Here is a 23739-nt window from a genome sequence, read left to right on the forward strand (position 1 = left end):
GTACCCGCTGACAACGCAGGCACCGGGAGAGGATTTTTTGCTTACGGCAGAGCGGCCACAACCGACAGCTCCACCAGGATTTCCGGTTCGCAGAGTTTCGCTTCAACCGTGGCACGGGCCGGCGCGACGCCTTTTGGCAGCCACTTGTCCCATACCGCGTTCATCCCGGCGAAATCGGCGTCAATGTCTTTCAGGTAGATGGTCACCGACAGCAGCTTGGTCTTGTCGGTACCGGCCAGGTCCAGCAAACGCTCGATGTTGACGAGGGTTTCGCGGGTCTGCTGTTCAATCCCGGCACTCATGTCGTCGCCGACCTGCCCTGCCAGATACACGGTACCGCTGTGAACAACGATCTGGCTCATGCGCTCATTGGTGAGCTGGCGCTGGATTGACATGTTTTGCGGACTCCTGGTGGTTGCCATAACGGGAAATATCGAGGCCTTCGGCACTGATCTGCGGGGTTTTCTTCGCCATCAAATCGGCCAGCAAACGACCAGAGCCACAGGCCATGGTCCAACCGAGGGTGCCGTGGCCGGTGTTCAGGAACAGGTTTTTGAACGGGGTAGCACCGACAATCGGCGTGCCGTCTGGCGTGGTCGGGCGCAGGCCGGTCCAGAAACTGGCCTGGCTCAAATCACCGCCCTGAGGATAAAGGTCGTTGACGATCATCTCCAGGGTTTCCCGCCGACGCGGGTTCAGCGACAGGTCAAAACCGGCTATCTCAGCCATGCCACCGACGCGAATACGGTTGTCGAAACGGGTGATCGCGACCTTGTAGGTCTCATCGAGAATGGTCGAGGTCGGGGCCATCGCCGGGTTGGTGATCGGCACGGTCATCGAGTAACCCTTGAGCGGGTACACCGGCGCCTTGATTCCCAGCGGCTTGAGCAATTTCGGCGAGTAGCTGCCGAGGGCCAGCACGTAGCGGTCGGCAGTTTCCAGCTTGCCGTCGATCCACACGCCGTTGATCCGGTCACCGGCGTAGTCCAGGCGCTGGATATCTTGCTCGAAGCGGAATTCGACACCCAGTTGCTTGCACATGTCGGCAAGGCGGGTGGTAAACATCTGACAGTCGCCGGTTTGGTCGTTCGGCAGGCGCAGGGCACCGGCGAGGATATCGGTGACGCTGGCCAGGGCTGGTTCAACCCGAGCAATGCCGGCGCGGTCCAGCAGCTCGTAAGGCACACCGGACTCTTTCAATACCGCGATGTCCTTGGCGGCACCGTCCAGTTGGGCCTGGGTGCGGAACAGCTGGGTAGTCCCCAGAGTGCGGCCTTCATAGGCAATGCCGGTCTCGGCGCGCAGTTCGTCGATGCAGTCGCGGCTGTACTCGGACAGGCGCACCATGCGCTCCTTGTTCACCGCATAACGGCTGGCGGTGCAGTTGCGCAGCATCTGCGCCATCCACAGGTACTGATCGATATCGGCGGTGGCCTTGATCGCCAGGGGTGCGTGGCGCTCCAGCAGCCATTTGATGGCCTTGAGCGGCACACCCGGCGCAGCCCATGGCGAGGCGTAGCCCGGCGAGATCTGCCCGGCGTTGGCGAAACTGGTCTCCATGGCCACAGCCGGCTGACGGTCGACCACGACCACTTCAAAACCAGCTCGTGCCAAATAGTAGGCACTGGCCACGCCAATGACACCGCTACCCAAGACCAGAACGCGCATTTTTATTCCCTCATCACGGCTCGACCGCTGACGTTTGTTGTTCAGCACAAAGATGTGGGCAGTATAAAAAGCAATCACCAGTGCATTTCACTATATAACTGCCTATATTTGGCGACAATTCTCGGCAAAAACCCTTTTCACGGAGGAGCATCCCCTATGCGGACCAACACTCAGACCAAGCGGGAGCTGGACAAGATCGACCGCAACATCCTGCGCATCCTGCAGGCCGACGGGCGAATTTCGTTTACTGAACTGGGGGAAAAGGTCGGGCTGTCGACCACGCCGTGCACCGAGCGGGTCCGGCGCCTGGAGCGCGAAGGGATCATCATGGGCTACAACGCCCGGCTCAACCCGCAGCATCTGAAGGGCAGCCTGCTGGTGTTTGTCGAGATCAGCCTCGACTACAAGTCCGGCGACACCTTTGAAGAATTCCGACGCGCCGTGCTGAAACTGCCCCACGTGCTGGAGTGCCACCTGGTGTCGGGGGATTTCGACTACCTGGTGAAGGCGCGCATTTCGGAGATGGCGTCGTACCGCAAGTTGCTCGGCGATATCCTGCTCAAGCTGCCCCACGTACGGGAGTCCAAGAGCTATATCGTGATGGAAGAGGTGAAAGAGAGCCTGAACCTGCCGATCCCGGATTAAGACAGCACCACAGCCCGCTCCCACACTAGTTGATCGGGGACATCCGCTAGACCAATACCTGACGCGTCGACGCCATGTACGCATGAATCTGCTTTTCCACCCGTGGGTGGATCAACTCCACCGGGCGGCGGTCGTTGGGGCATGGCAAGGTCGGCGTGGTGCCGAACAAGCGGCAAATCAGCGGGCGCTCGTCGTACACGGTGCAGCCATTGAGGCCAAGGTGCACGCAGTTGAGTTCGTCCATCGCCGCTTCCTGCTCGGCAGCGGTCTTGCGCGGCAGGCGCGACATTTCCTCGGGGGACGTGGTCACCGGCCCACAGCAGTCGTGGCAACCCGGGACACACTCGAACGAGGGAATCTGCCGGCGCAGCGCGTTGACTTTCTGACTGTTGCAACTCATCGACACAGGGACCGAACGGCGAATAGGCGTGGATTCTGCCCTAAAAGCCCCCGGTGAGACAGCTTCGCCCGACCGCTGTATCCTGCGTCAAATTTTCCAAACAGGGATGCTCCCCATGACCGCCAGCGCCCGGCACGCCAATTCCTACTACGCCGCCAGCAGTTTCCCGCAGCCTGATTATCCGGTGCTGACAGGTGAAATCGTGGCCGATGTGTGCGTGGTCGGCGGCGGCTTTTCGGGGCTCAACACCGCTCTGGAACTGGCTGAACGGGGTTTCAGCGTGGTCCTGCTGGAAGCCCGCAAGATTGCCTGGGGCGCCAGCGGGCGCAATGGCGGGCAACTGATTCGTGGCGTCGGTCATGGCCTGGATCAGTTCACCAACGTCATCGGCACCGAGGGCGTGCGCCAGATGAAATTGATGGGCCTGGAAGCCGTGGAAATCGTGCGCCAGCGGGTCGAACGTTCGCAGATCGCCTGCGACCTGACCTGGGGCTACTGCGACCTGGCCAACAAACCCCGCGACCTGGAACACCTGGCCGCCGACGCCGAAGAGCTGCGAAGCCTCGGTTATCGCCACGAAGTGCGCCTGCTGCAAGCGGGCGAAATGCGCAGCGTGATCGGTTCCAACCGCTATGTTGGCGGCATGATCGACATGGGCTCCGGCCACCTGCACCCGCTGAACCTGGCTCTCGGCGAGGCAGCCGCTGCACAGCAGTTGGGCGTCCAGTTGTTCGAGCATTCCGAGGCGGTGCGGATCGATTACGGTCCGGAGGTCAACGTACACACCGCCCAGGGCAATGTGCGCGCCAAGACCCTGGTGCTGGGCTGCAATGCTTATTTGAACGGCCTCAACCCGCATCTGAGCGGCAAGGTGCTGCCCGCCGGCAGCTACATCATCGCCACCGAGCCCTTGAGCGAAGCCCAGGCAGCCGAGTTGCTGCCGCAAAACATGGCGGTGTGTGACCAGCGGGTGACGGTGGATTACTTCCGGCTGTCAGCCGACCGACGCTTGCTGTTCGGCGGTGCCTGCCATTACTCCGGACGGGATCCGAAGGACATCGGTGCCTATATGCGTCCGAAAATGCTGCAGGTGTTCCCACAACTGGCCAACGTGAAAATCGACTACCAGTGGGGCGGGATGATCGGCATTGGCGCCAACCGCCTGCCGCAGATTGGCCGACTGGCCGACCAGCCCAATGTGTATTTCGCCCAGGCCTATGCCGGCCATGGCCTCAACGCCACCCACCTGGCAGGCAAACTGTTGGGCGAAGCCATCAGCGGCCAGCAAAGCGGGCGCTTTGATCTGTTTGCCAAGGTGCCGCACATCACTTTCCCGGGCGGCAAGCATTTGCGCTCGCCGCTGCTGGCGCTGGGAATGCTCTGGCACCGATTGAAAGAACTGGTCTGAATCAGCCGCGCCAGAAGGGCTTCAAGCCTTCCCGGCGCGCCTGCTCGGCACTCAGGCCCACGTCTCGCAGTTGCTCGGGGGTCAGCTCCAGCAAGGTTTTGCGCGTATGCATGCGGTGCCAGAACAACGCCCATGAACTGAGTGTGGGGGCCTTGGTACGCGCCGCCATGCGCCGCTCCTGCCCGGCTTCCAGTTCCTGACTGTGTAACGCCAACCGCACATCGCTCATACCGCTCATTTTCCTGCCCCTCATTAACGTGTTGCCATGAGTACGTAGGATGAGCCGGCGCGTAAAACCATGACAGATTCAACCACCCTGTATTAAATCCATACAGATACTGCCTATCGGCCGCTGAATCCTGTATTTTCGGCCTATCTGTACTGGTAACCGGGAAGCACCGCCATGACCCTATACGTCAACCTCGCCGAACTGTTGGGCACGCGCATCGAGCAGGGCTTCTATCGCCCGGGCGACAGATTGCCGTCAGTTCGGGCCTTGAGTGTGGAGCATGGGGTCAGCCTGAGCACCGTGCAGCAGGCCTACCGCGTACTGGAAGACAACGGCCTGGCGATGCCCAAACCCAAATCCGGCTACTTCGTACCGGTGGGCCGCGACTTGCCGGCATTGCCCGCCGTAGGCCGCCCGGCCCAGCGCCCGGTGGAAATTTCCCAGTGGGACCAAGTGCTGGAGCTGATCCGCGCGGTGCCACGCAAAGACGCCATACAGTTGGGCCGGGGCATGCCGGATGTATTGTCGCCGACCATGAAACCCCTGCTACGCAGCCTCGCCCGGATCAGTCGGCGCCAGGACATGCCGGGGCTGTATTACGACACTATCCACGGCAACCTGGACCTGCGTGAACAGATTGCCCGCCTGATGCTCGATTCAGGCTGCCAACTGACGCCCCAGGACCTGGTGATCACGACCGGCTGCCACGAGGCCCTGTCTGCCAGCATCCACGCCATTTGCGAGCCCGGCGACATCGTTGCCGTCGACTCGCCAAGCTTCCACGGCGCCATGCAAACCCTGAAGGGCCTGGGCATGAAAGCCCTGGAAATCCCCACCGACCCACTCACCGGTATCAGCCTGGAAGCGCTGGAACTGGCACTGGAACAATGGCCGATCAAAGTCATACAGTTGACCCCCAACTGCAACAACCCACTGGGCTACATCATGCCGGAGTCGCGCAAACGCGCACTGCTGACCCTGGCCCAGCGCTTTGACGTGGCGATCATCGAAGACGACGTGTATGGCGAACTGGCCTACAGCTACCCGCGCCCACGCACCATCAAGTCCTTCGACGAAGATGGCCGCGTCGTACTGTGCAGCTCTTTCTCGAAGACCCTCGCACCCGGCCTGCGGATTGGCTGGGTCGCACCCGGTCGCTATCTGGAGCGTGTGCTGCACATGAAATACATCAGCACCGGCTCCACCGCGACCCAGCCGCAGATCGCGATTGCCGAGTTTCTGAAAGGTGGACATTTCGAGCCACATTTGCGGCGGATGCGCACGCAATACCAGCGCAATCGCGACCTGATGCTCGATTGGGTCAGCCGCTATTTCCCGGCGGGCACCCGCGCCAGCCGCCCCCAGGGCAGTTTCATGCTGTGGGTGGAACTGCCGGAAGGCTTCGATACCCTGAAACTCAACCGGCTGCTGGTGGATGAAGGTGTACAGATTGCCGTGGGAAGTATCTTTTCCGCCTCCGGCAAGTACAGGAACTGCCTGCGCATGAACTACGCTGCCAAACCAACGCCGCAGATTGAAGAGGCTGTACGCAAGGTCGGCGCGACCGCCATCCGGTTGCTGGCCGAAGCGATGGACTGACCTTTTACGGGAAATAGCCGTCATATGCCGACAATCGCCCTGATTCGGAACCCATGTCATTGATGACCCACCGGCTATTACCGTTTTTCCTGCTGGGCATCCTGGCCCTGGGCGGCTGCGCCACCATCGACGCGCCACGCACACCCAGCGAGGCGCTGCCGGCCAGCGAATCTTCCTTCGGCCGCTCGATCCAGGCCCAGGCCGCACCCTACAAAGGCCGCTCCGGGTTCCGCCTGCTGCCCAACAGCAGCGAAGCCTTCATGGCCCGCGCCGAACTGATCCGCAACGCCCAGACCAGCCTCGACTTGCAGTACTACATCGTCCACGACGGCATCAGCACCCGCATGCTCGTGGATGAACTGCTCAAGGCCGCCGACCGTGGCGTGCGCGTGCGCATCCTGCTGGACGACACCACCAGCGACGGCCTGGACCAGATCATCGCCACCCTCGCCGCCCACCCGCAGATCCAGATTCGCCTGTTCAACCCGCTGCACCTGGGCCGCAGCACCGGCGTGACGCGGGCCATGGCGCGGCTGTTCGACCTGTCGCTGCAACACCGGCGCATGCACAACAAGCTGTGGCTGGCAGACAACAGCGTGGCCATCGTCGGCGGGCGCAACCTGGGGGATGAGTATTTCGACGCCGAGCCCAACCTCAACTTCACCGATATCGACATGCTCAGCGTGGGCCCGGTGGCCGAGCAACTCGGCCACAGTTTCGATCAGTACTGGAACAGTGCCCTGAGCAAACCCATTGGTGACTTCGTCAGCAGCGCTTCCAAAGGCGACCTGGCCAGTGCCCGCGTACGCCTGGAAGATTCCCTTGCCGAGTCTCGCCAACAAAACCATGCCCTGTACAACCGCCTGCGCACCTACAAGACCCAGCCGCGCATGGACATCTGGCGTCGCGAGCTGATCTGGGCCTGGAACCAGGCGCTGTGGGATGCGCCGAGCAAGGTGCTGGCCAAGGCCGATCCGGATCCACGGCTGCTGCTGACCACCCAACTGGCGCCCGAGCTGGAAGGTGTCAGCCATGAGCTGATGATGATTTCGGCTTACTTCGTTCCAGGCCAGCCTGGCCTGGTATACCTGACCGGTCGCGCGGACGCCGGTGTATCGGTAAGCCTGCTGACCAATTCCCTGGAAGCCACCGACGTACCGGCCGTGCACGGCGGTTATGCGCCCTATCGCAAGGCGCTGCTGGAACACGGGGTGAAGCTATACGAGTTGCGTCGCCAGCCGGGAGACGGTGGCGGCAGCGGACCTCATCTGTTCCGCAAAGGTACATTCCACGGTTCGGATTCCAGCCTGCACAGCAAGGCGATCATCTTTGATCGGGAGAAATCCTTCATCGGCTCATTCAACTTCGACCCGCGCTCGGTGCTGTGGAACACCGAAGTCGGGGTGCTGGTGGACAGTCCCGAACTGGCGGAACACGTGCGCAACCTGGCACTGGAGGGCATGGCGCCCCCGTTGAGCTATCAGGCGAAGCTGCAGGATGGCCAGGTGGTATGGGTGACCGAAGACAACGGCCAACTGCACACCCTGACCCGCGAACCCGGCAGTTGGTGGCGCCGGTTCAATGCCTGGTTTGCTACATCCGTCGGGCTGGAACGCATGCTTTAAGAACAGCGACGGGACCTGTGGGAGCTGGCTTGCCTGCGATGGCGGAGTGTCAGTTTACGTATCCGGTGCTGACACTCCGCCATCGCGGGCAAGCCCGGCTCCCACAGGTGATCGCATTTCAAGTTCAGGCGGGTTGTGCGGCGCCGAACGCACCTTGGCGCAGCAACAGGATCACCAACCCCAACGCCCCCGCCGCCATCAACAACGGCAACGCATGCCCGCTGACCCACTGGCTGCCGGCACCGGCCACCAGCGGGCCGATCAGGCAGCCAATGCCCCACAGCTGCGCGATATGCGCATTGGCGCGCACCAGTGCGTCGTCGCGGTAGCGCTCGCCAATCAGGATCAGCGACAGGGTGAATAACCCGCCGGCGCTGGCCCCGAACAGCACCCACACCGGCCAGATCATCAGCGTATCGAGCAACAGCGGAATCGCCAGGCTCGTCACCAGCAGCATCAGCGCGCAGCCGAGAAACAGCGTGCGCCGAGGCAGGTAGTCCGCCAGCGCGCCAATCGGCAGTTGCAGCAACGCATCACCGACCACCACCGTGCTGACCATCGCCAGAGCAATCTCGGCGGTGAAACCCTGTTGCAGGCAATACACCGGCAACAACGTAAGAATCATCGCCTCGAATGCGGCGAACAACGCCACCGCCCAGGCAATCGCCGGCAATCCCTGGCAGAAGCGCAGCAGGTCGCCAAAGGTCACGCTGAAAGACTCGGCAGTCGGCGCACCGGAACGGCCCAGCAGCAGGATCGGCGAGCACGTCAGCAGGCCGACACCCACCCAGAAGCCAATATCGTTGTCCGTACCCAGCGCGCCCAGCAGCAACGGGCCCGACAGCTGGCTCAAGGCATAGCTGCAGCCATACAGCGCCACCAGACGGCCGCGCCAGCGTTCGATCACCAGTTGGTTGATCCAGCTTTCGCCGAGGATAAACACGATGGTCAGGATCACCCCGATCATCAGCCGCAACACCAGCCATACCGGGTAGCTGGGCAATACCGCCAGCAAGCCGATGGAAATCGCCCCCGCCCACAGGCACAGGCGCATCAGGTTCGCCGTGCCCAGGCGCGAGGCCAGGCCGCTGGAGACCTTGGCACCCAGTAGCACACCGAAGGCCGGCATCGCCGCCATGACTCCGATGGCGAAGCTGCCATAGCCCCAGCTTTCCAGGCGCAGGGACACCAGCGGCATGCTCACGCCCAAGGCCAGGCCCACGCTCAAGACCGACGCCAACACGGCGAAATAGGTCGCCCAACGCATTTCCACGCTCCTGTGGATGATTTGGAGATCACACAAAACAGTGTGGGAGCGGGCTTGCTCGCGAATGCGGTGTACCAGTCAATACATCAGCGACTGTGATACCTCATTCGCGAGCAAGCCCGCTCCCACATTTTTTACAGCGGTGTTCCTGGAGGCTTACAATTTGATCCAGGTCGCCTTCAGCTCGGTGTACTTGTCGAACGCGTGCAGCGACTTGTCGCGGCCGTTACCCGACTGCTTGAAACCACCGAACGGTGCGGTCATGTCGCCGCCATCGTACTGGTTGACCCACACGCTGCCGGCACGCAGTGCCTTGGCGGTCAGGTGTGCCTTGGAGATGTTCGACGTCCACACCGCAGCGGCCAGGCCGTATTGGGTGTCGTTGGCGATCGCAATGGCTTCTTCCACGCTGTCGAAGGCAATCACCGACAGCACCGGGCCGAAGATTTCTTCCTGGGCGATCTTCATGGCGTTGGTCACGCCGTCGAAAATCGTTGGCTCGACATAGGTGCCACCGCTTTCCTGCAGCGTGCGCTTGCCGCCGGCCACCAGCTTGGCGCCATCGGCATGCCCGGCTTCGATGTACGACAGCACGGTGTTCATCTGCTGGGTGTCCACCAGCGCACCGACCGTGGTGGCCGGGTCCAGCGGGTTGCCCGGCTTCCAGGCCTTGAGGGCCTCGATCACCAGCGGCAGGAATTTATCCTTGATCGAACGCTCCACCAGCAGGCGCGAACCGGCGGTGCACACTTCGCCCTGGTTGAAGGCGATGGCGCCAGCCGCGGATTCGGCGGCGGCTTGCAGGTCCGGGGCATCGGCAAACACGATGTTCGGGCTCTTGCCGCCAGCTTCCAGCCAGACGCGCTTCATGTTCGACTCGCCGGAGCGAATCAGCAGTTGCTTGGCGATCTTGGTGGAACCGGTGAACACCAGGGTGTCGACGTCCATGTGCAGCGCCAGGGCGTTACCCACGGTGTGGCCATAACCCGGCAGCACGTTGAACACGCCTTTCGGGATGCCGGCTTCAACCGCGAGGGCAGCGATGCGGATGGCAGTCAGCGGTGATTTTTCAGATGGCTTGAGGATCACCGAGTTACCGGTGGACAACGCCGGCCCGAGTTTCCAGCAGGCCATCATCAGCGGGAAGTTCCACGGCACGATGGCCGCGACAACGCCGACGGGCTCACGGGTCACCAGGCCCAGCTGGTCGTGAGGGGTGGCTGCGACTTCATCGTAGATCTTGTCGATGGCCTCGCCGCTCCAGCTCAGCGCTTGCGCCGCGCCCGGGACGTCGATGTTCAGGGAGTCGCTGATCGGCTTGCCCATGTCCAGGGTTTCAAGCAGTGCCAGCTCTTCGGCGTTGGCCTTGAGCAGGCCGGCGAAACGGATCATGGTGGCTTTGCGCTTGGCTGGCGCCAGGCGCGACCAGGCACCGGAATTGAACGTGGCACGGGCGTTTTCTACGGCACGCTGGGCGTCGGCAACGTCACAGCTGGCAACGGTTGCCAGCAGGCGGCCATCGACTGGGCTCAGGCATTCGAACGTGTCGCCGGAAACGGCGGCGGTGTATTCGCCATTGATGTAGGCGCGGCCTTCGATCTTCAGATCCTTGGCGCGTTGTTCCCAGTCGGCACGGGTCAGGGTGGTCATGCGAGTGTCCTCCTCTTATTGAATACAAGGGCCGGGCGATGTACCCAGGCACCTTCGAAGAATTCTTGCCCGGCCAGCCAGCTGTTCGGCTCAAGGCAGCTGCCACCCTAAACCAGCGGCGATGGATGTTTCAATATATTTGACATAACGGCAGCAAACGCCCTTGCGATGTTCATTTTAATAAACATAGACTTTGAGCTCTCCAACCGCAGGCCAGACGGGACACGCCCATGAACATCCAGAATATCGTCGACTTCAGCCAGGCCAGGACCGAGCCTGATCGCTACCGTCCGGCTGCGGAGAAAATCCTCAAGGGCGACCCGGAGCAAACCGTCTACAACCACTACAACAGTCCGTGCGGCCAGATGAGCGCCGGGGTCTGGGAAGGTGAAGTCGGACAGTGGAAGGTCAACTACACCGAGCATGAGTATTGCGAGATCGTGCAGGGTGTTTCGGTGTTGCGCGATGCCGACGGCAACGCCAAGACCTTGCGGGCCGGTGATCGCTTCGTCATTCCGGCCGGCTTCAGCGGCACCTGGGAAGTGCTGGAACCCTGCCGCAAGATCTACGTGGTGTTCGAAGAAAAGGCCTGATCATTTATCAGGCACAAAAAAAAGCCCGCATCGTGAGATACGGGCTTTTTTTCACAAGAAAGAAAACCAATTACTTGATTTTGCCTTCTTTGTAGATCACGTGCTTGCGAACGCGCGGGTCGAACATTTTCTTTTCGAGCTTGTCCGGGGTAGTACGCTTGTTCTTGTCGGTAGTGTAGAAGTGACCAGTACCGGCGCTAGAGATCATTCGAATCAATTCACGCATGATTTAGCTCCTTAGATTTTGCCGTCGCGGCGCAGTTCGGCCAGCACGACAGTGATGCCGCGCTTGTCGATAACACGCATGCCTTTGGCAGATACGCGCAGACGAACAAAACGTTTCTCTTCTTCAACCCAAAAGCGGTGATGCTGCAGGTTTGGCAGGAAACGACGACGGGTTTTGTTGTTTGCGTGGGAAATGTTATTCCCAGTCACCGGACCCTTACCGGTAACTTGACAGACTCTCGACATGCCTCAGCCCTCTAAAACCACATGCCCAACCCGGCATGGGTTGGCCGCTTAATCTCTCAGTCATTTGGCGCCAGGCGCCGCGTTTCTTTAGGGTCTTACCGGCTACACCTACTAGCGAAGGAACCGGGCCCCTAGAAAAGAGCGCTGCTTTATACCAGAAAGACCCCAGTGCAACAACAGGCCGTGTACTTTTATACGCGTAAATCCAGGCCATGGACGCCTGAACCGTTGCCAGGGTGGGCCGCTATAGAAGCTAACCGCTCGTCGCACAGAATGATTTACAGCGCCCGCGCGCACTGCAAAGTGCTCGGCAAAACGACCTGAGGCGCCATCAAAACAGTATTTGCGGCAAAAGCACAGGCAAAAATGGGCTAGTCATTTGTCAATCAGCCCACTACGGTAGGACTTTTCCAGACTGCACTCGCAGATGGGCCTTCGATCTGCAAAGGAAACCGAATATGCGCCTCGCTGCCCTACCGCTATTGCTAGCCCCTCTTTTTATTGCTGCACACGCCCAGGCGGCCACTACCCTGAGCGTCTGCACCGAAGCCAGCCCCGAAGGCTTCGACGTGGTGCAATACAACTCGCTGACTACCACCAACGCTTCGGCAGACGTATTGATGAACCGCCTGGTGGACTTCGACGCCACTAGCGGCAAGCTGGTCCCGAGCCTCGCGGACAGCTGGGAAGTGTCGCCGGATGGCCTCACCTACACCTTCAAGCTGCACCCGGACGTTAAATTCCACCGCACTGACTACTTCACGCCAAGCCGCAGCCTGACCGCCGAAGACGTGCGCTTCAGCTTCGAGCGCATGCTCGACCCGGCCAACCCCTGGCACAAGATCGCCCAGAGCGGCTTCCCCCACGCCCAGTCGCTGCAGTTGCCCACGCTGATCAAGAAGATCGACGCCCTCGACCCGCTGACCGTGCGCTTCACCCTGGACCACGCCGATTCGACCTTCCTCGCCGCCTTGAGCATGGGCTTTGCCTCGATCTACCCGGCGGAATATGCCGACAAACTGCTCAAGGCCGGCACCCCGGAGAAGCTCAACAGCCAGCCTATCGGCACCGGGCCGTTCATTTTCGGGCGCTTCCAGAAGGACGCGACGATTCGCTACAAGGCCAACCCGGATTACTTCGCCGGCAAGCCTGCGGTGGATAACCTGATCTTTGCGATCACCCCGGACGCCAACGTGCGCCTGCAGAGACTGCGTCGCGACGAGTGCCAGATCGCCTTGTCGCCCAAGCCCCTGGATATCGATGCCGCCCAGAAAGACGCCGATCTGAAGATCGAGAAAACCGCGGCCTTCATGACCGCGTTTGTCGCCATCAACAGCCAGCATCCGCCACTGGACAAGCCGGAAGTTCGCCAGGCGATCAACCTGGCCTTCGACAAGGCCAGCTATCTGAAGGCCGTATTCGAAGGCACCGCCGAAGCCGCCAACGGCCCTTACCCACCCAATACCTGGAGCTATGCCAAGGACCTGCCGGGCTATCCGCAGGACATTGCCAAGGCCAAGCAACTGCTGGATCGCGCCGGGCTCAAGGATGGCTTCAAGACCACGATCTGGACCCGGCCGTCGGGCAGCCTGCTGAACCCCAACCCCAGCCTGGGCGCACAACTGCTGCAGGCGGACCTGGCCAAGGTCGGCATCCAGGCTGAAATCCGTGTGATCGAGTGGGGCGAACTGATCCGCCGCGCCAAGGCCGGCGAGCACGACTTGCTGTTCATGGGCTGGGCCGGTGACAACGGCGACCCGGATAACTTCCTGACGCCGCAGTTCTCCTGCGCGGCCGTGAAGTCCGGCACCAACTTTGCCCGCTACTGCGACCCGGCGCTGGACAAGCTGATCAGCGCCGGCAAGACCACCAGCGAACAAGGCGTGCGCAGCAAGCTGTACCAGCAGGCCCAGGCGCAGATCCAGCAACAGGCGCTCTGGCTGCCACTGGCGCACCCGACCGCGTTTGCGCTGACCCGCAAGAATGTCGAGGGGTATCAGGTGAGCCCGTTCGGGCGCCAGGATTACTCCAAGGTCAGCGTCAAGCCCTGACCCCTGCCAGGGGCTGGCATGCCAGCCCCTACATCCACCCAAATTCCGCCATCGACAGCGGGTCACCCTCCCCCACAATGATGTGGTCCAGCACACGCACGTCCACCATCTCCAGCGCCTTTTGCAGCACCTTGGTCAATTTTCGATCAGCGATGCTGGGCTCGGGGCTGCCGGAAGGATGGTTGTGGCACAGGATCAGCGCCGCGGCGTTGTAGTCCAGCGCGCGCTTCACCACTTGTCGCGGGTAGACGATGGCGTTGTCGATGGTGCCTTGAAACAGCTTTTCGAAACCCAGCACTCGATGCTTGGCGTCGAGAAACAGGCAGCCGAATATCTCGTGAGGCTCGTGGCGCAGCAGTGCCTTGAGGTAGTCGCGCACGGCCTCCGGGCTTTCCAGCACCGAATCGTTGCGCAGGCGTTCAGCCAAATGACGGCGCGCCATCTCCAGTACGGCTTGAAGCTGGGCGAACTTCGCCGGCCCCAACCCCAAATGCTGGCTGAACACCGGCTGCCTCGCCTCCATCAGCGCCCGAAGGCTGCCAAATTGCGCCAGCAGATGGCGCGCCAGGTCCACGGCACTTTTGCCTGACACCCCGGTGCGCAGGAAAATCGCCAGCAATTCCGCGTCGGAAAGGTTCTCCGCTCCCAGCTCCAACAGCTTCTCCCGCGGACGCTCTGCCGCAGGCCAATCGCGAATACTCATGGCACCTCCGTGTGCATGTGCGCCGCTGTTGCATGGCGGACGCTGTGGTATCTTAGGCCATCTTTTTGCGTGCGATTTCACCTGGGGAGGGGGCATCGCAACGCCATCACTGAACTGGAAAGGCAAGCCAATGCAGCGTCTGTATCGGAAACGCATCGTTCTCGGCGTCGGCGGCGGCATTGCCGCCTACAAGAGCGCAGAGCTGGTTCGCAGGCTTCTCGACCAAGGCGCCGAAGTGCGCGTGGTCATGACCCGTGGCGGCAGTGAATTCATCACCCCGTTGACCATGCAGGCCTTGTCCGGCCACCCGGTGCACCTCGACCTGCTGGACCCTGCGGCCGAAGCCGCCATGGGCCACATCGAGCTGGCCAAGTGGGCCGACCTGGTGCTGATCGCCCCGGCCACCGCCGACCTGATCGCCCGCCTGGCCCAAGGCATTGCCGACGACCTGCTGACCACCCTGGTACTGGCCACCGACGCCACCGTCGCGATCGCCCCGGCCATGAACCAGGCCATGTGGCGCGACCCGGCCACCCAGGCCAACACCCAACTCCTGCAAAGCCGCGGCCTCAAGGTTTTCGGCCCGGCCTCCGGCAGCCAGGCCTGCGGCGACGTGGGCATGGGCCGCATGCTCGAAGCCACCGACCTGGCCCAATGCGCCGCCGACTGCTTCCAGCACCTGGCCCTGACCGGCAAGCACGTGCTGATCACCGCCGGCCCGACCCAGGAAAACATCGACCCGGTGCGCTACATCACCAACCATAGCTCAGGAAAAATGGGCTTTGCCCTGGCGGAAGCGGCGGTCGAGGCAGGCGCCCGTGTGACGTTGATCACCGGCCCGGTGCATCTGCCGACCCCGGATCGCGTCACCCGAATCGACGTAGTCAGCGCCCGCGACATGCTGGCGGCCTGTGAAGCGGCGATTCCCTGCGACCTGTTCATCGCTTCGGCTGCGGTAGCGGACTACCGCCCCGAGGTGGTTGCACCGCAGAAACTCAAGAAAGACCCTACAAGCGGCGACGGCCTGCTCCTGCAAATGGTCCGTAACCCGGACATCCTGGCGACCATCGCCACCCGTGAGGACCGCCCGTTCAGCGTCGGTTTTGCCGCCGAAACCGAGCATTTGCTGGACTATGCCGCACGCAAATTGAAAGACAAAAACCTCGACCTGATTGTCGCCAACGATGTCGCCAACCCGAGCATCGGCTTCAACAGCGAGGAAAATGCCATCAGCGTGATCGACCGCGAGTTGCACGCTACCGTTTTCGCCCAGACCAGCAAGGGCAAGATTGCCCGCCAACTGATCTCTTTTATCGCCCAACGGCTGAACCAGGTTTAATTTCCATGCACGCTTTGCAAGCCAAGATCCTCGACCCCCGCATCGGCAACGAATTCCCGCTGCCGGCCTACGCCACACCAGGCTCCGCCGGCCTCGACCTGCGCGCCATGCTCAAGCAGGACACCGTGCTTGAGCCAGGCCAGACCATTCTGATTCCGACCGGCCTGTCGATCTACGTGGGCGACCCGGGCCTGGCGGCGCTGATCCTGCCGCGCTCCGGCCTGGGCCACAAACACGGCATCGTCCTCGGCAACCTGGTGGGGCTGATCGACTCGGACTACCAGGGCGAGTTGATGGTGTCCTGCTGGAACCGTGGCCAGACCGCGTTCAATATCGCCGTCGGCGAGCGCATTGCCCAACTCGTGCTGGTACCGGTGGTGCAGGCGCACTTCGAGCTGGTCGAAGAGTTCGACGAAACACAACGCGGCGCAGGTGGCTTCGGGCATTCCGGCAGCCACTGACTAAGCTGAATTGACTTAGCCGAACAAGCCGGGTGCCTCACCCGGCCTGATGCCAACGCATGGCCTTTCAGGATGAAGAATGCGCGGAACTTACCAGCAAGGTTTCCCCAGTGAAATCAGGGCATTAAGGGGGCAAAAGGGCGGAGCTTCGGCGCCGATGGCACTTTTGCACCACGAACTCTATGCCAAAAACGCCGTCTTACCCTTCAGTTTGAGCCTGCCGGTCAGCACCCTTGAGGCCAGCCCAGCCCCTTATCGATGGAGTTCCCCCCCGCAATGAGCAACCCAGCCCGAGTCGCCCCGACATTTCCCGACAGCATTTTCCGCGCCTATGACATTCGTGGCGTGGTCCCCAAGACCCTGACCGCCGAGACCGCCTACTGGATCGGCCGCGCCATTGGCTCCCAGAGCCTGGCACAGGGCGAGCCCAACGTTTCCGTAGGCCGTGATGGCCGCCTGTCCGGCCCCGAACTCGTCGAGCAACTGATCCAGGGCCTGGCCGACAGCGGCTGCCACGTCAGCGACGTGGGCCTGGTGCCGACGCCTGCGCTGTACTACGCAGCCAACGTACTGGCCGGCAAGTCGGGCGTGATGCTCACCGGCAGCCATAACCCGTCGGACTACAACGGCTTCAAGATCGTCATCGCTGGCGATACCCTCGCCAACGAACAGATCCAGGCCCTGCACACCCGCCTGAAGACCAACGACCTGACAAGCGGCGAAGGCAGCGTCACCAAAGTCGACATCCTGCAGCGCTACTCTGACCAAATCACCGGCGACGTCAAACTCGCGCGCCGCCTCAAAGTGGTGGTGGACTGCGGCAATGGCGCGGCCGGCGTGATCGCCCCGCAACTGCTCGAAGCCCTGAACTGCGAAGTGATCCCGCTGTTCTGTGACGTCGACGGCAACTTCCCGAACCATCACCCGGATCCAGGCAAGCCCGAGAACCTGGTAGACCTGATCGCCAAGGTCAAGGAGACCGGGGCTGACGTCGGCCTGGCCTTCGACGGTGACGGCGACCGCGTTGGCGTGGTGACGGACACCGGCGAAAACGTGTTTGCGGACCGCCTGCTGATGCTGTTTGCCCGCGACGTGGTTGCGCGCAACCCAGGTGCCGAAATTATCTTCGACGTGAAGTGCACCCGCCGCCTCACACCGCTGATCAAGGAATACGGCGGTCGCCCGCTAATGTGGAAGACTGGCCACTCGTTGATCAAAAAGAAAATGAAAGAAACCGGCGCGCTGTTGGCCGGCGAAATGAGCGGCCATGTGTTCTTCAAGGAGCGCTGGTTCGGCTTTGACGACGGCATTTACAGCGCCGCTCGTCTGCTGGAGATCCTCAGCAAGGAAAAATCGACCGCGCAGGAGCTGTTCCAGACCTTCCCGAATGATATTTCTACGCCAGAGATCAATATCCATGTGACCGAGGAGAGCAAATTCAGCATCATTGACGCACTGCACGATGCGCAATGGGGCGAAGGCGCCGACCTGACCAGCATTGATGGTGTGCGAGTCGATTACGCCAAAGGCTGGGGCCTGGTTCGCGCATCCAACACCACACCGGTGCTGGTGCTGCGTTTCGAGGCGGATACCGAGGCTGAGTTGCAGCGCATCAAGGACGTGTTCCACGCCCAGTTGAAACGTGTTGCCCCTGATCTCCAATTACCGTTCTGATTTTTTACCGGAGCCCTGAATGACCCTCGAACGCGAAGCCGCCGCCAATACCGCCAAGGTCCTTTCCGAAGCGTTGCCTTACATTCGACGCTACGTCGGCAAGACGCTGGTGATCAAGTACGGCGGCAATGCCATGGAAAGCGACGAGCTGAAAACCGGCTTTGCCCGCGACATCGTGTTGATGAAAGCCGTCGGGATCAACCCGGTGGTGGTGCACGGTGGCGGCCCGCAAATCGGTGACCTGCTCAAGCGCCTGTCCATCGAGAGTCACTTCATCGACGGCATGCGTGTGACCGACGCCCAGACCATGGACGTGGTAGAGATGGTCCTGGGCGGCCAGGTGAACAAAGACATCGTCAACCTGATCAACCGCCACGGCGGCAGCGCCATCGGCCTGACCGGCAAGGACGCCGAACTGATCCGGGCGAAGAAGCTCACCGTGACCCGCAAGACCCCGGAGATGACCCAGCCGGAAATCATCGACATCGGCCAGGTGGGCGAAGTGATCGGCATCAACACCGACCTGCTGAACCTGCTGGTGAAAGGCGATTTCATTCCGGTGATCGCGCCGATCGGTGTCGGTGCCAACGGTGAGTCCTACAACATCAACGCCGACCTGGTGGCCGGCAAGGTGGCCGAGGCGCTGAAGGCCGAGAAGCTGATGCTGCTCACCAACATCGCCGGCTTGATGGACAAGGAAGGCAAGGTCTTGACCGGCCTGACGACCCAGCAAGTGGACGACCTGATCGCCGACGGCACCATCTACGGCGGCATGCTGCCGAAGATCCGCTGCGCGCTGGAAGCGGTGCAAGGCGGCGTTGGCAGCTCGTTGATCCTGGATGGCCGGGTGCCGAATGCGATCCTGCTGGAAATCTTCACCGATACCGGTGTGGGTACCCTGATCAGCAACCGCAAGCGCCCCTAAGCGCTGGTAAACAAAAAGGCCCCGTTCAATTCGATTGAACGGGGCCTTTTCTATGTACTCGGTCTAAAAATGTGGGAGCGGGCTTGCTCGCGAAAGCGGCGGGTCAGTCGACACATATATCAACTGACAAGCCGTATTCGCGAGCAATCCCGCTCCCACATGGATCTTCTAAACGCCGAATTGCTCGCGATAAGCCTTGACCGCCGGCAAATGCTGCTTGAGCTGCGGGTCATCTTCCAGGAACTGCAACACCTGGTTCAGGGACACGATGCTCACCACCGGAATCGCGAAATCACGTTCCACTTCCTGGATCGCCGACAATTCACCGTTGCCGCGCTCCTGGCGGTTCAGCGCGATCAACACGCCGGCCGCCTTGGCGCCGTCCTGTGAAGCGATGATCTGCATCACTTCGCGAATCGCCGTACCGGCAGTGATCACGTCGTCGATGATCAGCACGTCGCCCTTGAGCGGCGCACCCACCAGGCTGCCGCCTTCGCCGTGGGCCTTGGCTTCCTTGCGGTTGAAGCACCAAGGCAGATCCAGCTCGTGATGTTCAGCCAACGCCACGGCGGTCGCGGCCGCCAGGGGGATGCCTTTGTAGGCAGGACCGAACAGCACGTCGAAGGAAATACCGCTTTCAACGATGGCGGCCGCATAGAAACGACCCAGCTGCGCCAGGGCAGAACCCGAGTTGAAAAGGCCGGCATTGAAGAAGTAAGGGCTGGTGCGCCCGGACTTCAAAGTGAACTCACCGAAGCGCAATACGCCGCGATCGATGGCAAAACGAATAAAATCGCGTTGATACGCCTGCATGAAAAAAGCCTCAGATACCACGGATTTAGCTAATTAGGTAGACGGCGTGTATCATACACGCACGCGATTTTTGGGGCCATTTATGCGGATCATCAGTGTGAACGTCAATGGTATTCAGGCTGCAGTCGAGCGTGGTTTGCTCAGTTGGCTGCAAGCCCAGAATGCCGACGTCATCTGCCTGCAGGACACCCGCGCCTCCGCCTTTGAACTGGACGACCCAGCCTTCCAACTGGATGGCTACTTCCTTTATGCCTGTGATGCCGAAGTTCCCGCCCAAGGCGGTGTGGCTTTGTATTCGCGGTTGCAACCCAAGGCGGTCATCAGCGGCCTCGGCTTCGAGACAGCCGACCGCTACGGGCGCTACCTGCAAGCCGATTTCGATAAGGTCAGCATTGCGACCTTGCTGCTTCCATCAGGGCAGAATGGCGATGAAGACTTGAACCAGAAGTTCAAGCTAATGGACGACTTCGCCCGTTATCTGGATAAACAGCGGCGCAAACGTCGCGAGTACATTTACTGTGGCTCGCTGTACGTGGCGCAACAGAAGCTGGATATCAAGAACTGGCGCGACAGCCAGCAATCCCCGGGCTTCCTGGCGCCGGAACGGGCCTGGATGGACGAGATTGTCGGCAACATGGGCTATGTCGATGCCCTGCGGGAAGTCAGCCGCGAAGGCGACCAGTACAGCTGGTGGCCGGATAACGAACAGGCCGAGATGCTCAACCTCGGCTGGCGTTTTGACTACCAGCTGCTGACGCCAGGCTTGCGTCGCTTCGTGCGCAGCGCACGTCTGCCACGCCAGCCGCGCTTCTCGCAGCACGCGCCGCTGATCGTGGACTACGACTGGACCTTGACCATCTAAGGTCTTTTTCCAGGCACAAAAAAACCGACATCGCTGTCGGTTTTTTTGTGGGCGGTGGTTATTTGATCAACCGCAATGTCCACGGATAACGATAAGCCACGCCCTTGTTGGCCTTGATGCCCGCAATGATCGTCATCACCACCGCGCCGATCACCAGCACGGTCATCAACACGAAGCCGATCACGATAAAACCCAGCAGGAAGCAGACCGCCCAGGCAATGCCCACGGTGATCTGGAAATTCAGCGCTTCCTTGCCCTGGTCATCAATGAACGGGTCTGCATCCTTCTTCACCTGCCAGAGAATCAAGGGCCCCAGCAGGCTGCCGAACGGGAACATCAGCCCGAAGAACGCCGCAAAATGACAGAGCATCGCCCACTGGCGAACTTCCTTGGACGGTGTCGGCAGTGGAAGTTGGCTGTCACTCATGGCGTCGCTCCTTGGGATTGAATCAGTCGGCCAATGCGGCGTTCTGCAGTTCGAAGATTTCGGTCATGCCCTTCTGGGCCAGGGCCAGCATGGCATTCAGGTCCGCCGGCTGGAATGGCGCGCCTTCGGCGGTGCCCTGCACTTCAATGAAACCACCGGTGCTGGTCATCACCACGTTCAGGTCGGTCTCGGCAGCCGAATCTTCAAGATAGTCCAGATCCAGCACCGGCTCGCCCTGATACATGCCGACCGATACAGCCGCGATCATCTGCTTGAGCGGATCGCCGCCTTTCAGGCCGCCACGTTTCTTGATGACTTTGAGCGCGTCGACCAGGGCAACCATGGCCCCGGTGATGGAGGCGGTACGGGTACCACCGTCGGCCTGGATCACGTCGCAGTCGACGTACAGGGTCACGTCGCCCAGCTTGGACATGTCCAGGGCTGCACGCAGGGAGCGACCGATCAGGCGCTGGATTTCCAGGGTGCGGCCGCCTTGCTTGCCACGGCTGGCTTCACGCTGGTTACGCTCGCCGGTGGCGCGCGGCAGCATGCCGTATTCGGCGGTCAACCAACCCTGGCCCTGGCCCTTGAGGAAACGCGGCACGCCGTTTTCGACGCTGACGGTGCAGATAACCTTGGTATCGCCAAACTCGACCAGTACAGATCCCTCGGCGTGTTTGGTGTAGTTGCGGGTGATGCGGATCGAGCGGAGCTGATCGGCAGCGCGACCACTTGGACGTTTCATAGGGGATACCTGTACGGAGGACGAAAAACTGCCGAGCATTATAGAGCCGCCAGCCCTGATCGGCACGGCTAAAAAATCCTGTTACAAACCCGGGCACCGAAGCCACTGTTTGGGGCCACCCGTCCCCTTGAGCTACAATCCTGCGCCTTCGCAGCCTGTCGGCTTCAATCTACCCATCAGCCCGCCTGTTTGCGGGACTGCATCGCGAGGTACCTCCATGGTGCACAGCATGACCGCCTTCGCCCGCGTCGAAAAAGCCGGCGTCCAAGGCACCCTGAGCTGGGAATTGCGCTCGGTCAACAGCCGCTACCTGGAGCCGCACCTGCGCCTGCCGGAATCGTTTCGCGACCTCGAAGGCGCGGTTCGTGAGGCACTGCGCCAGGGCATCTCCCGCGGCAAGCTGGAATGCACCCTGCGCTTTACCGAGGAAACCACCGGCAAGCCGTTGCAGGTGGATCGCGAGCGCGCCGCCCAATTGGTCGCCGCCGCCGAAACCATCGCCGGCCTGATCAAGCAGCCTGCCGCCATCAACCCGCTGGAAGTCCTGGCCTGGCCCGGCGTGCTGGTGGCCGATGCCACTGACCCACAGGCGTTGAACGCCGAGGCGCTGGCCCTGTTCAACCAGGGCTTGAAAGAACTCAAGGCCGGCCGCGAGCGTGAAGGGGCCGAACTGGCCCGCCTGATCAGCGACCGCCTGACCTCCATTGAAGAAGACGTGGTGACCCTGCGCGAACTGGTGCCGCAGATGCTTGCCACCCAGCGCCAGAAGGTCCTGGACCGCTTCGCCGACATGCAGGCCGAACTGGATCCGGTGCGCCTGGAGCAAGAGATGGTCCTGCTGGCGCAAAAAAGCGACGTGGCCGAAGAACTCGACCGCCTGAGCACCCACATCCTGGAAGTGCGCCGCGTGCTCAAGTCCGCCGGTGCCGCCGGTCGGCGCCTGGACTTCCTGATGCAGGAACTCAACCGCGAAGCCAATACACTGGGCTCCAAAGCCTTTGATCCGCGCAGCACCCAGGCGGCGGTCAACCTCAAAGTGTTGATCGAGCAAATGCGCGAACAAGTACAGAATATCGAGTAAGGCACCCTGACATGACCCACAGCACCGGCACCCTTTACATCATTTCCGCCCCATCGGGCGCGGGCAAAAGCAGCCTGGTCAAGGCCCTGACCGACGCTGACGAGCAGATCCGCATCTCGGTATCCCACACCACCCGCGCCATGCGCCCGGGTGAAGTGAACGGCGTGCACTACCACTTCGTCGAGCGCACCGAGTTCGTCAAGATGATCGAGCACGGTGATTTCCTGGAGCGCGCCGAGGTCTTCGGCAACCTCTACGGCACCTCGCAAAGCCACCTGCAGCAGACCCTGGACGAAGGCCACGACCTGATCCTGGAAATCGACTGGCAGGGCGCCGAGCAAGTGCGCCAGCTGATGCCCAAAGCCCGCTCGATCTTCATCCTGCCGCCTTCGCTGGAAGCGTTGCACCAGCGCCTGACCAATCGCGGCCAGGACAGCGACGAGATCATCGAAGGTCGCATGCGTGAAGCCGTCAGTGAAATGAGCCACTACGTCGACTACGACTACCTGATCATCAACGACGATTTCGCCCACGCGCTGGACGATCTGAAAGCGATTTTCCGCGCCAATCAGCTCCAGCAAAAGCGTCAGCAGCAGCGTTTCGGCAAATTATTGGCCGAACTGCTCGGCTGATTGGCTCTTCCCAAAACCGCTGCAAGGGCTTTACATTGGCACTTGTAGCGCGTTTGCGATGGCCTGCGAAAAATCAGCGCTTCCCTAAACGCTGGTGATTTTTTAAACTGTTCAGTCCGCTCGCCCAACCGGGCAGCGCGCATATTGCATTCGCTCCGAGGAATACCATGGCCCGCGTAACCGTTGAAGACTGCCTAGAACACGTGGATAACCGCTTTGAGCTGGTCATGCTCTCTACCAAGCGTGCCCGTCAATTGGCCACTGGCGGCAAAGAGCCTCTGGTCCAGTGGGAAAACGACAAGCCTACCGTTGTAGCCCTGCGTGAAATCGCTGAAGGCCTGATGAGCTACGAGTTCATCGCCAACGCCGAAATCGTTGAAGACGAACCGCTGTTTGCAGCGTTCGAGGACGAGTCCAACGAGGCCGTCTAAGCCTATGCCTGGTCGACGTAGCACGGCGCGGGGTCACAGC

General features: G+C 61.3%; 25 protein-coding genes and 1 pseudogene. 14 read left to right on the forward strand and 12 right to left on the reverse strand.

The features are described 5' to 3' along the window. Positions 1 to 41 precede the first annotated feature (41 nt). Together HX815_RS08420 and dadA are read right to left on the reverse strand one after the other, a co-directional pair. Positions 42 to 395 carry a RidA family protein gene (locus HX815_RS08420; protein WP_003208752.1) on the reverse strand — a complete coding sequence of 118 codons (354 nt, stop codon included), beginning with the start codon at positions 393 to 395 and terminating at the stop codon, positions 42 to 44. Further along, positions 367 to 1668 (reverse strand): D-amino acid dehydrogenase, encoded by a 1302-nt coding sequence (gene dadA, locus HX815_RS08425; RefSeq protein WP_003208750.1) that lies wholly within the window; start codon positions 1666 to 1668, stop codon positions 367 to 369. The genes HX815_RS08420 and dadA overlap by 29 nt, the downstream gene beginning before the upstream one ends. A 156-nt stretch (positions 1669 to 1824) precedes the next feature. On the opposite strand from dadA, the gene HX815_RS08430 reads away from it, so the two are divergent. After that, positions 1825 to 2313 carry an Lrp/AsnC ligand binding domain-containing protein gene (locus HX815_RS08430; RefSeq protein WP_003206849.1) on the forward strand — a complete coding sequence of 163 codons (489 nt, stop codon included), beginning with the start codon at positions 1825 to 1827 and terminating at the stop codon, positions 2311 to 2313. Between the two features lie 46 nt (positions 2314 to 2359). Here the strand turns inward: HX815_RS08430 and HX815_RS08435 are convergent, their stop codons facing one another. Further along, positions 2360 to 2713, reverse strand: a complete 354-nt coding sequence (locus HX815_RS08435) for a YkgJ family cysteine cluster protein (RefSeq protein ID WP_177028057.1) — start codon at positions 2711 to 2713, stop codon at positions 2360 to 2362. A 115-nt stretch (positions 2714 to 2828) separates the two neighbouring features. On the opposite strand from HX815_RS08435, the gene HX815_RS08440 reads away from it, so the two are divergent. Further along, positions 2829 to 4121 (forward strand): FAD-binding oxidoreductase, encoded by a 1293-nt coding sequence (locus HX815_RS08440; RefSeq protein WP_177028058.1) that lies wholly within the window; start codon positions 2829 to 2831, stop codon positions 4119 to 4121. Position 4122: 1 nt separating this feature from the next. On the opposite strand, the gene HX815_RS08445 is transcribed toward HX815_RS08440, so the two are convergent. Beyond that, positions 4123 to 4359 carry a DUF1127 domain-containing protein gene (locus HX815_RS08445; protein WP_023659297.1) on the reverse strand — a complete coding sequence of 79 codons (237 nt, stop codon included), beginning with the start codon at positions 4357 to 4359 and terminating at the stop codon, positions 4123 to 4125. Between the two features lie 165 nt (positions 4360 to 4524). Here HX815_RS08445 and HX815_RS08450 point away from each other — a divergent pair, with 165 nt between their 5' ends. Together HX815_RS08450 and HX815_RS08455 are read left to right on the forward strand one after the other, a co-directional pair. After that, positions 4525 to 5949 carry a PLP-dependent aminotransferase family protein gene (locus tag HX815_RS08450; protein ID WP_008439421.1) on the forward strand — a complete coding sequence of 475 codons (1425 nt, stop codon included), beginning with the start codon at positions 4525 to 4527 and terminating at the stop codon, positions 5947 to 5949. A gap of 62 nt (positions 5950 to 6011) precedes the next feature. Continuing rightward, positions 6012 to 7574: a phospholipase D family protein gene (locus HX815_RS08455; RefSeq protein WP_003208738.1), complete on the forward strand. Its 1563-nt coding sequence runs from the start codon at positions 6012 to 6014 to the stop codon at positions 7572 to 7574. Between the two features lie 124 nt (positions 7575 to 7698). Here HX815_RS08455 and HX815_RS08460 read toward each other — a convergent pair whose 3' ends face one another. Beyond that, the gene (locus HX815_RS08460; RefSeq protein WP_177028059.1) at positions 7699 to 8841 is read right to left on the reverse strand and encodes an MFS transporter; all 1143 of its coding nucleotides are present in this window, start codon (positions 8839 to 8841) and stop codon (positions 7699 to 7701) included. Between the two features lie 156 nt (positions 8842 to 8997). Further along, entirely contained in the window at positions 8998 to 10491 is a 1494-nt protein-coding gene (locus HX815_RS08465; protein ID WP_003213259.1) for an aldehyde dehydrogenase, read from the reverse strand. A gap of 230 nt (positions 10492 to 10721) precedes the next feature. On the opposite strand from HX815_RS08465, the gene HX815_RS08470 reads away from it, so the two are divergent. After that, entirely contained in the window at positions 10722 to 11084 is a 363-nt protein-coding gene (locus HX815_RS08470) for a cupin domain-containing protein (RefSeq protein ID WP_003213261.1), read from the forward strand. 70 nt (positions 11085 to 11154) lie between these two features. Here HX815_RS08470 and rpmG read toward each other — a convergent pair whose 3' ends face one another. After that, positions 11155 to 11310 (reverse strand): 50S ribosomal protein L33, encoded by a 156-nt coding sequence (gene rpmG, locus HX815_RS08475; RefSeq protein ID WP_003176906.1) that lies wholly within the window; start codon positions 11308 to 11310, stop codon positions 11155 to 11157. An 11-nt stretch (positions 11311 to 11321) separates the two neighbouring features. Next, positions 11322 to 11555: a 50S ribosomal protein L28 gene (gene rpmB / locus HX815_RS08480; protein ID WP_003213263.1), complete on the reverse strand. Its 234-nt coding sequence runs from the start codon at positions 11553 to 11555 to the stop codon at positions 11322 to 11324. 458 nt (positions 11556 to 12013) lie between these two features. Between rpmB and HX815_RS08485 the strand changes: the two genes are divergently transcribed. Further along, positions 12014 to 13606 carry an ABC transporter substrate-binding protein gene (locus HX815_RS08485; protein WP_008439424.1) on the forward strand — a complete coding sequence of 531 codons (1593 nt, stop codon included), beginning with the start codon at positions 12014 to 12016 and terminating at the stop codon, positions 13604 to 13606. A gap of 28 nt (positions 13607 to 13634) precedes the next feature. Here HX815_RS08485 and radC read toward each other — a convergent pair whose 3' ends face one another. Continuing rightward, positions 13635 to 14309 carry a DNA repair protein RadC gene (gene radC, locus HX815_RS08490; protein WP_087693709.1) on the reverse strand — a complete coding sequence of 225 codons (675 nt, stop codon included), beginning with the start codon at positions 14307 to 14309 and terminating at the stop codon, positions 13635 to 13637. Between the two features lie 130 nt (positions 14310 to 14439). Between radC and coaBC the strand changes: the two genes are divergently transcribed. The 4 genes and pseudogenes from coaBC (at position 14440) to argB (ending at position 18708) form a co-directional block, all read left to right on the forward strand. Continuing rightward, positions 14440 to 15648, forward strand: coding sequence for a bifunctional phosphopantothenoylcysteine decarboxylase/phosphopantothenate--cysteine ligase CoaBC (gene coaBC, locus HX815_RS08495; RefSeq protein ID WP_003213269.1), 1209 nt, complete (start codon positions 14440 to 14442; stop codon positions 15646 to 15648). A gap of 5 nt (positions 15649 to 15653) precedes the next feature. Then, complete coding sequence (gene dut, locus HX815_RS08500) at positions 15654 to 16109, forward strand: dUTP diphosphatase (RefSeq protein ID WP_003213270.1); 456 nt, start codon at positions 15654 to 15656, stop codon at positions 16107 to 16109. A gap of 252 nt (positions 16110 to 16361) precedes the next feature. Continuing rightward, positions 16362 to 17783 (forward strand): annotated as a pseudogene (locus tag HX815_RS08505) (phosphomannomutase/phosphoglucomutase); the annotation flags it as partial. 19 nt (positions 17784 to 17802) lie between these two features. Continuing rightward, complete coding sequence (gene argB / locus HX815_RS08510; RefSeq protein ID WP_003213275.1) at positions 17803 to 18708, forward strand: acetylglutamate kinase; 906 nt, start codon at positions 17803 to 17805, stop codon at positions 18706 to 18708. Between the two features lie 168 nt (positions 18709 to 18876). Here argB and pyrE read toward each other — a convergent pair whose 3' ends face one another. Continuing rightward, positions 18877 to 19521 (reverse strand): orotate phosphoribosyltransferase, encoded by a 645-nt coding sequence (gene pyrE / locus HX815_RS08515; protein WP_003213276.1) that lies wholly within the window; start codon positions 19519 to 19521, stop codon positions 18877 to 18879. 82 nt (positions 19522 to 19603) lie between these two features. On the opposite strand from pyrE, the gene HX815_RS08520 reads away from it, so the two are divergent. Beyond that, entirely contained in the window at positions 19604 to 20383 is a 780-nt protein-coding gene (locus HX815_RS08520) for an exodeoxyribonuclease III (RefSeq protein WP_003176915.1), read from the forward strand. Positions 20384 to 20441: 58 nt separating this feature from the next. On the opposite strand, the gene HX815_RS08525 is transcribed toward HX815_RS08520, so the two are convergent. Then, positions 20442 to 20810 carry a DUF4870 domain-containing protein gene (locus HX815_RS08525; protein WP_003213278.1) on the reverse strand — a complete coding sequence of 123 codons (369 nt, stop codon included), beginning with the start codon at positions 20808 to 20810 and terminating at the stop codon, positions 20442 to 20444. Positions 20811 to 20832: 22 nt separating this feature from the next. Next, complete coding sequence (gene rph, locus HX815_RS08530) at positions 20833 to 21555, reverse strand: ribonuclease PH (RefSeq protein ID WP_003213280.1); 723 nt, start codon at positions 21553 to 21555, stop codon at positions 20833 to 20835. A gap of 217 nt (positions 21556 to 21772) precedes the next feature. On the opposite strand from rph, the gene HX815_RS08535 reads away from it, so the two are divergent. From HX815_RS08535 to rpoZ, 3 genes are all read left to right on the forward strand, one after another. Beyond that, the gene (locus HX815_RS08535) at positions 21773 to 22636 is read left to right on the forward strand and encodes a YicC/YloC family endoribonuclease (protein ID WP_008439430.1); all 864 of its coding nucleotides are present in this window, start codon (positions 21773 to 21775) and stop codon (positions 22634 to 22636) included. An 11-nt stretch (positions 22637 to 22647) separates the two neighbouring features. Next, the gene (gmk, locus tag HX815_RS08540) at positions 22648 to 23268 is read left to right on the forward strand and encodes a guanylate kinase (protein WP_003213284.1); all 621 of its coding nucleotides are present in this window, start codon (positions 22648 to 22650) and stop codon (positions 23266 to 23268) included. 167 nt (positions 23269 to 23435) lie between these two features. Next, positions 23436 to 23699 (forward strand): DNA-directed RNA polymerase subunit omega, encoded by a 264-nt coding sequence (rpoZ, locus tag HX815_RS08545; RefSeq protein WP_003176920.1) that lies wholly within the window; start codon positions 23436 to 23438, stop codon positions 23697 to 23699. The last annotated feature ends 40 nt before the right edge of the window (positions 23700 to 23739 follow it).

Source organism: Pseudomonas sp. E6002 (assembly GCF_013385565.1).
Classification (GTDB): domain Bacteria; phylum Pseudomonadota; class Gammaproteobacteria; order Pseudomonadales; family Pseudomonadaceae; genus Aquipseudomonas.

What these genes read in the sequence shown, in the direction of transcription:
- HX815_RS08420 (WP_003208752.1), bottom strand. Translation starts at nt 395, where the DNA reads ATGTCAATCCAGCGCCAGCTCACCAATGAGCGCATGAGCCAGATCGTT.
- dadA (WP_003208750.1), bottom strand. Translation starts at nt 1,668, where the DNA reads ATGCGCGTTCTGGTCTTGGGTAGCGGTGTCATTGGCGTGGCCAGTGCC.
- HX815_RS08430 (WP_003206849.1), top strand. Translation starts at nt 1,825, where the DNA reads ATGCGGACCAACACTCAGACCAAGCGGGAGCTGGACAAGATCGACCGC.
- HX815_RS08435 (WP_177028057.1), bottom strand. Translation starts at nt 2,713, where the DNA reads ATGAGTTGCAACAGTCAGAAAGTCAACGCGCTGCGCCGGCAGATTCCC.
- HX815_RS08440 (WP_177028058.1), top strand. Translation starts at nt 2,829, where the DNA reads ATGACCGCCAGCGCCCGGCACGCCAATTCCTACTACGCCGCCAGCAGT.
- HX815_RS08445 (WP_023659297.1), bottom strand. Translation starts at nt 4,359, where the DNA reads ATGAGCGGTATGAGCGATGTGCGGTTGGCGTTACACAGTCAGGAACTG.
- HX815_RS08450 (WP_008439421.1), top strand. Translation starts at nt 4,525, where the DNA reads ATGACCCTATACGTCAACCTCGCCGAACTGTTGGGCACGCGCATCGAG.
- HX815_RS08455 (WP_003208738.1), top strand. Translation starts at nt 6,012, where the DNA reads ATGACCCACCGGCTATTACCGTTTTTCCTGCTGGGCATCCTGGCCCTG.
- HX815_RS08460 (WP_177028059.1), bottom strand. Translation starts at nt 8,841, where the DNA reads ATGCGTTGGGCGACCTATTTCGCCGTGTTGGCGTCGGTCTTGAGCGTG.
- HX815_RS08465 (WP_003213259.1), bottom strand. Translation starts at nt 10,491, where the DNA reads ATGACCACCCTGACCCGTGCCGACTGGGAACAACGCGCCAAGGATCTG.
- HX815_RS08470 (WP_003213261.1), top strand. Translation starts at nt 10,722, where the DNA reads ATGAACATCCAGAATATCGTCGACTTCAGCCAGGCCAGGACCGAGCCT.
- rpmG (WP_003176906.1), bottom strand. Translation starts at nt 11,310, where the DNA reads ATGCGTGAATTGATTCGAATGATCTCTAGCGCCGGTACTGGTCACTTC.
- rpmB (WP_003213263.1), bottom strand. Translation starts at nt 11,555, where the DNA reads ATGTCGAGAGTCTGTCAAGTTACCGGTAAGGGTCCGGTGACTGGGAAT.
- HX815_RS08485 (WP_008439424.1), top strand. Translation starts at nt 12,014, where the DNA reads ATGCGCCTCGCTGCCCTACCGCTATTGCTAGCCCCTCTTTTTATTGCT.
- radC (WP_087693709.1), bottom strand. Translation starts at nt 14,309, where the DNA reads ATGAGTATTCGCGATTGGCCTGCGGCAGAGCGTCCGCGGGAGAAGCTG.
- coaBC (WP_003213269.1), top strand. Translation starts at nt 14,440, where the DNA reads ATGCAGCGTCTGTATCGGAAACGCATCGTTCTCGGCGTCGGCGGCGGC.
- dut (WP_003213270.1), top strand. Translation starts at nt 15,654, where the DNA reads ATGCACGCTTTGCAAGCCAAGATCCTCGACCCCCGCATCGGCAACGAA.
- argB (WP_003213275.1), top strand. Translation starts at nt 17,803, where the DNA reads ATGACCCTCGAACGCGAAGCCGCCGCCAATACCGCCAAGGTCCTTTCC.
- pyrE (WP_003213276.1), bottom strand. Translation starts at nt 19,521, where the DNA reads ATGCAGGCGTATCAACGCGATTTTATTCGTTTTGCCATCGATCGCGGC.
- HX815_RS08520 (WP_003176915.1), top strand. Translation starts at nt 19,604, where the DNA reads ATGCGGATCATCAGTGTGAACGTCAATGGTATTCAGGCTGCAGTCGAG.
- HX815_RS08525 (WP_003213278.1), bottom strand. Translation starts at nt 20,810, where the DNA reads ATGAGTGACAGCCAACTTCCACTGCCGACACCGTCCAAGGAAGTTCGC.
- rph (WP_003213280.1), bottom strand. Translation starts at nt 21,555, where the DNA reads ATGAAACGTCCAAGTGGTCGCGCTGCCGATCAGCTCCGCTCGATCCGC.
- HX815_RS08535 (WP_008439430.1), top strand. Translation starts at nt 21,773, where the DNA reads ATGGTGCACAGCATGACCGCCTTCGCCCGCGTCGAAAAAGCCGGCGTC.
- gmk (WP_003213284.1), top strand. Translation starts at nt 22,648, where the DNA reads ATGACCCACAGCACCGGCACCCTTTACATCATTTCCGCCCCATCGGGC.
- rpoZ (WP_003176920.1), top strand. Translation starts at nt 23,436, where the DNA reads ATGGCCCGCGTAACCGTTGAAGACTGCCTAGAACACGTGGATAACCGC.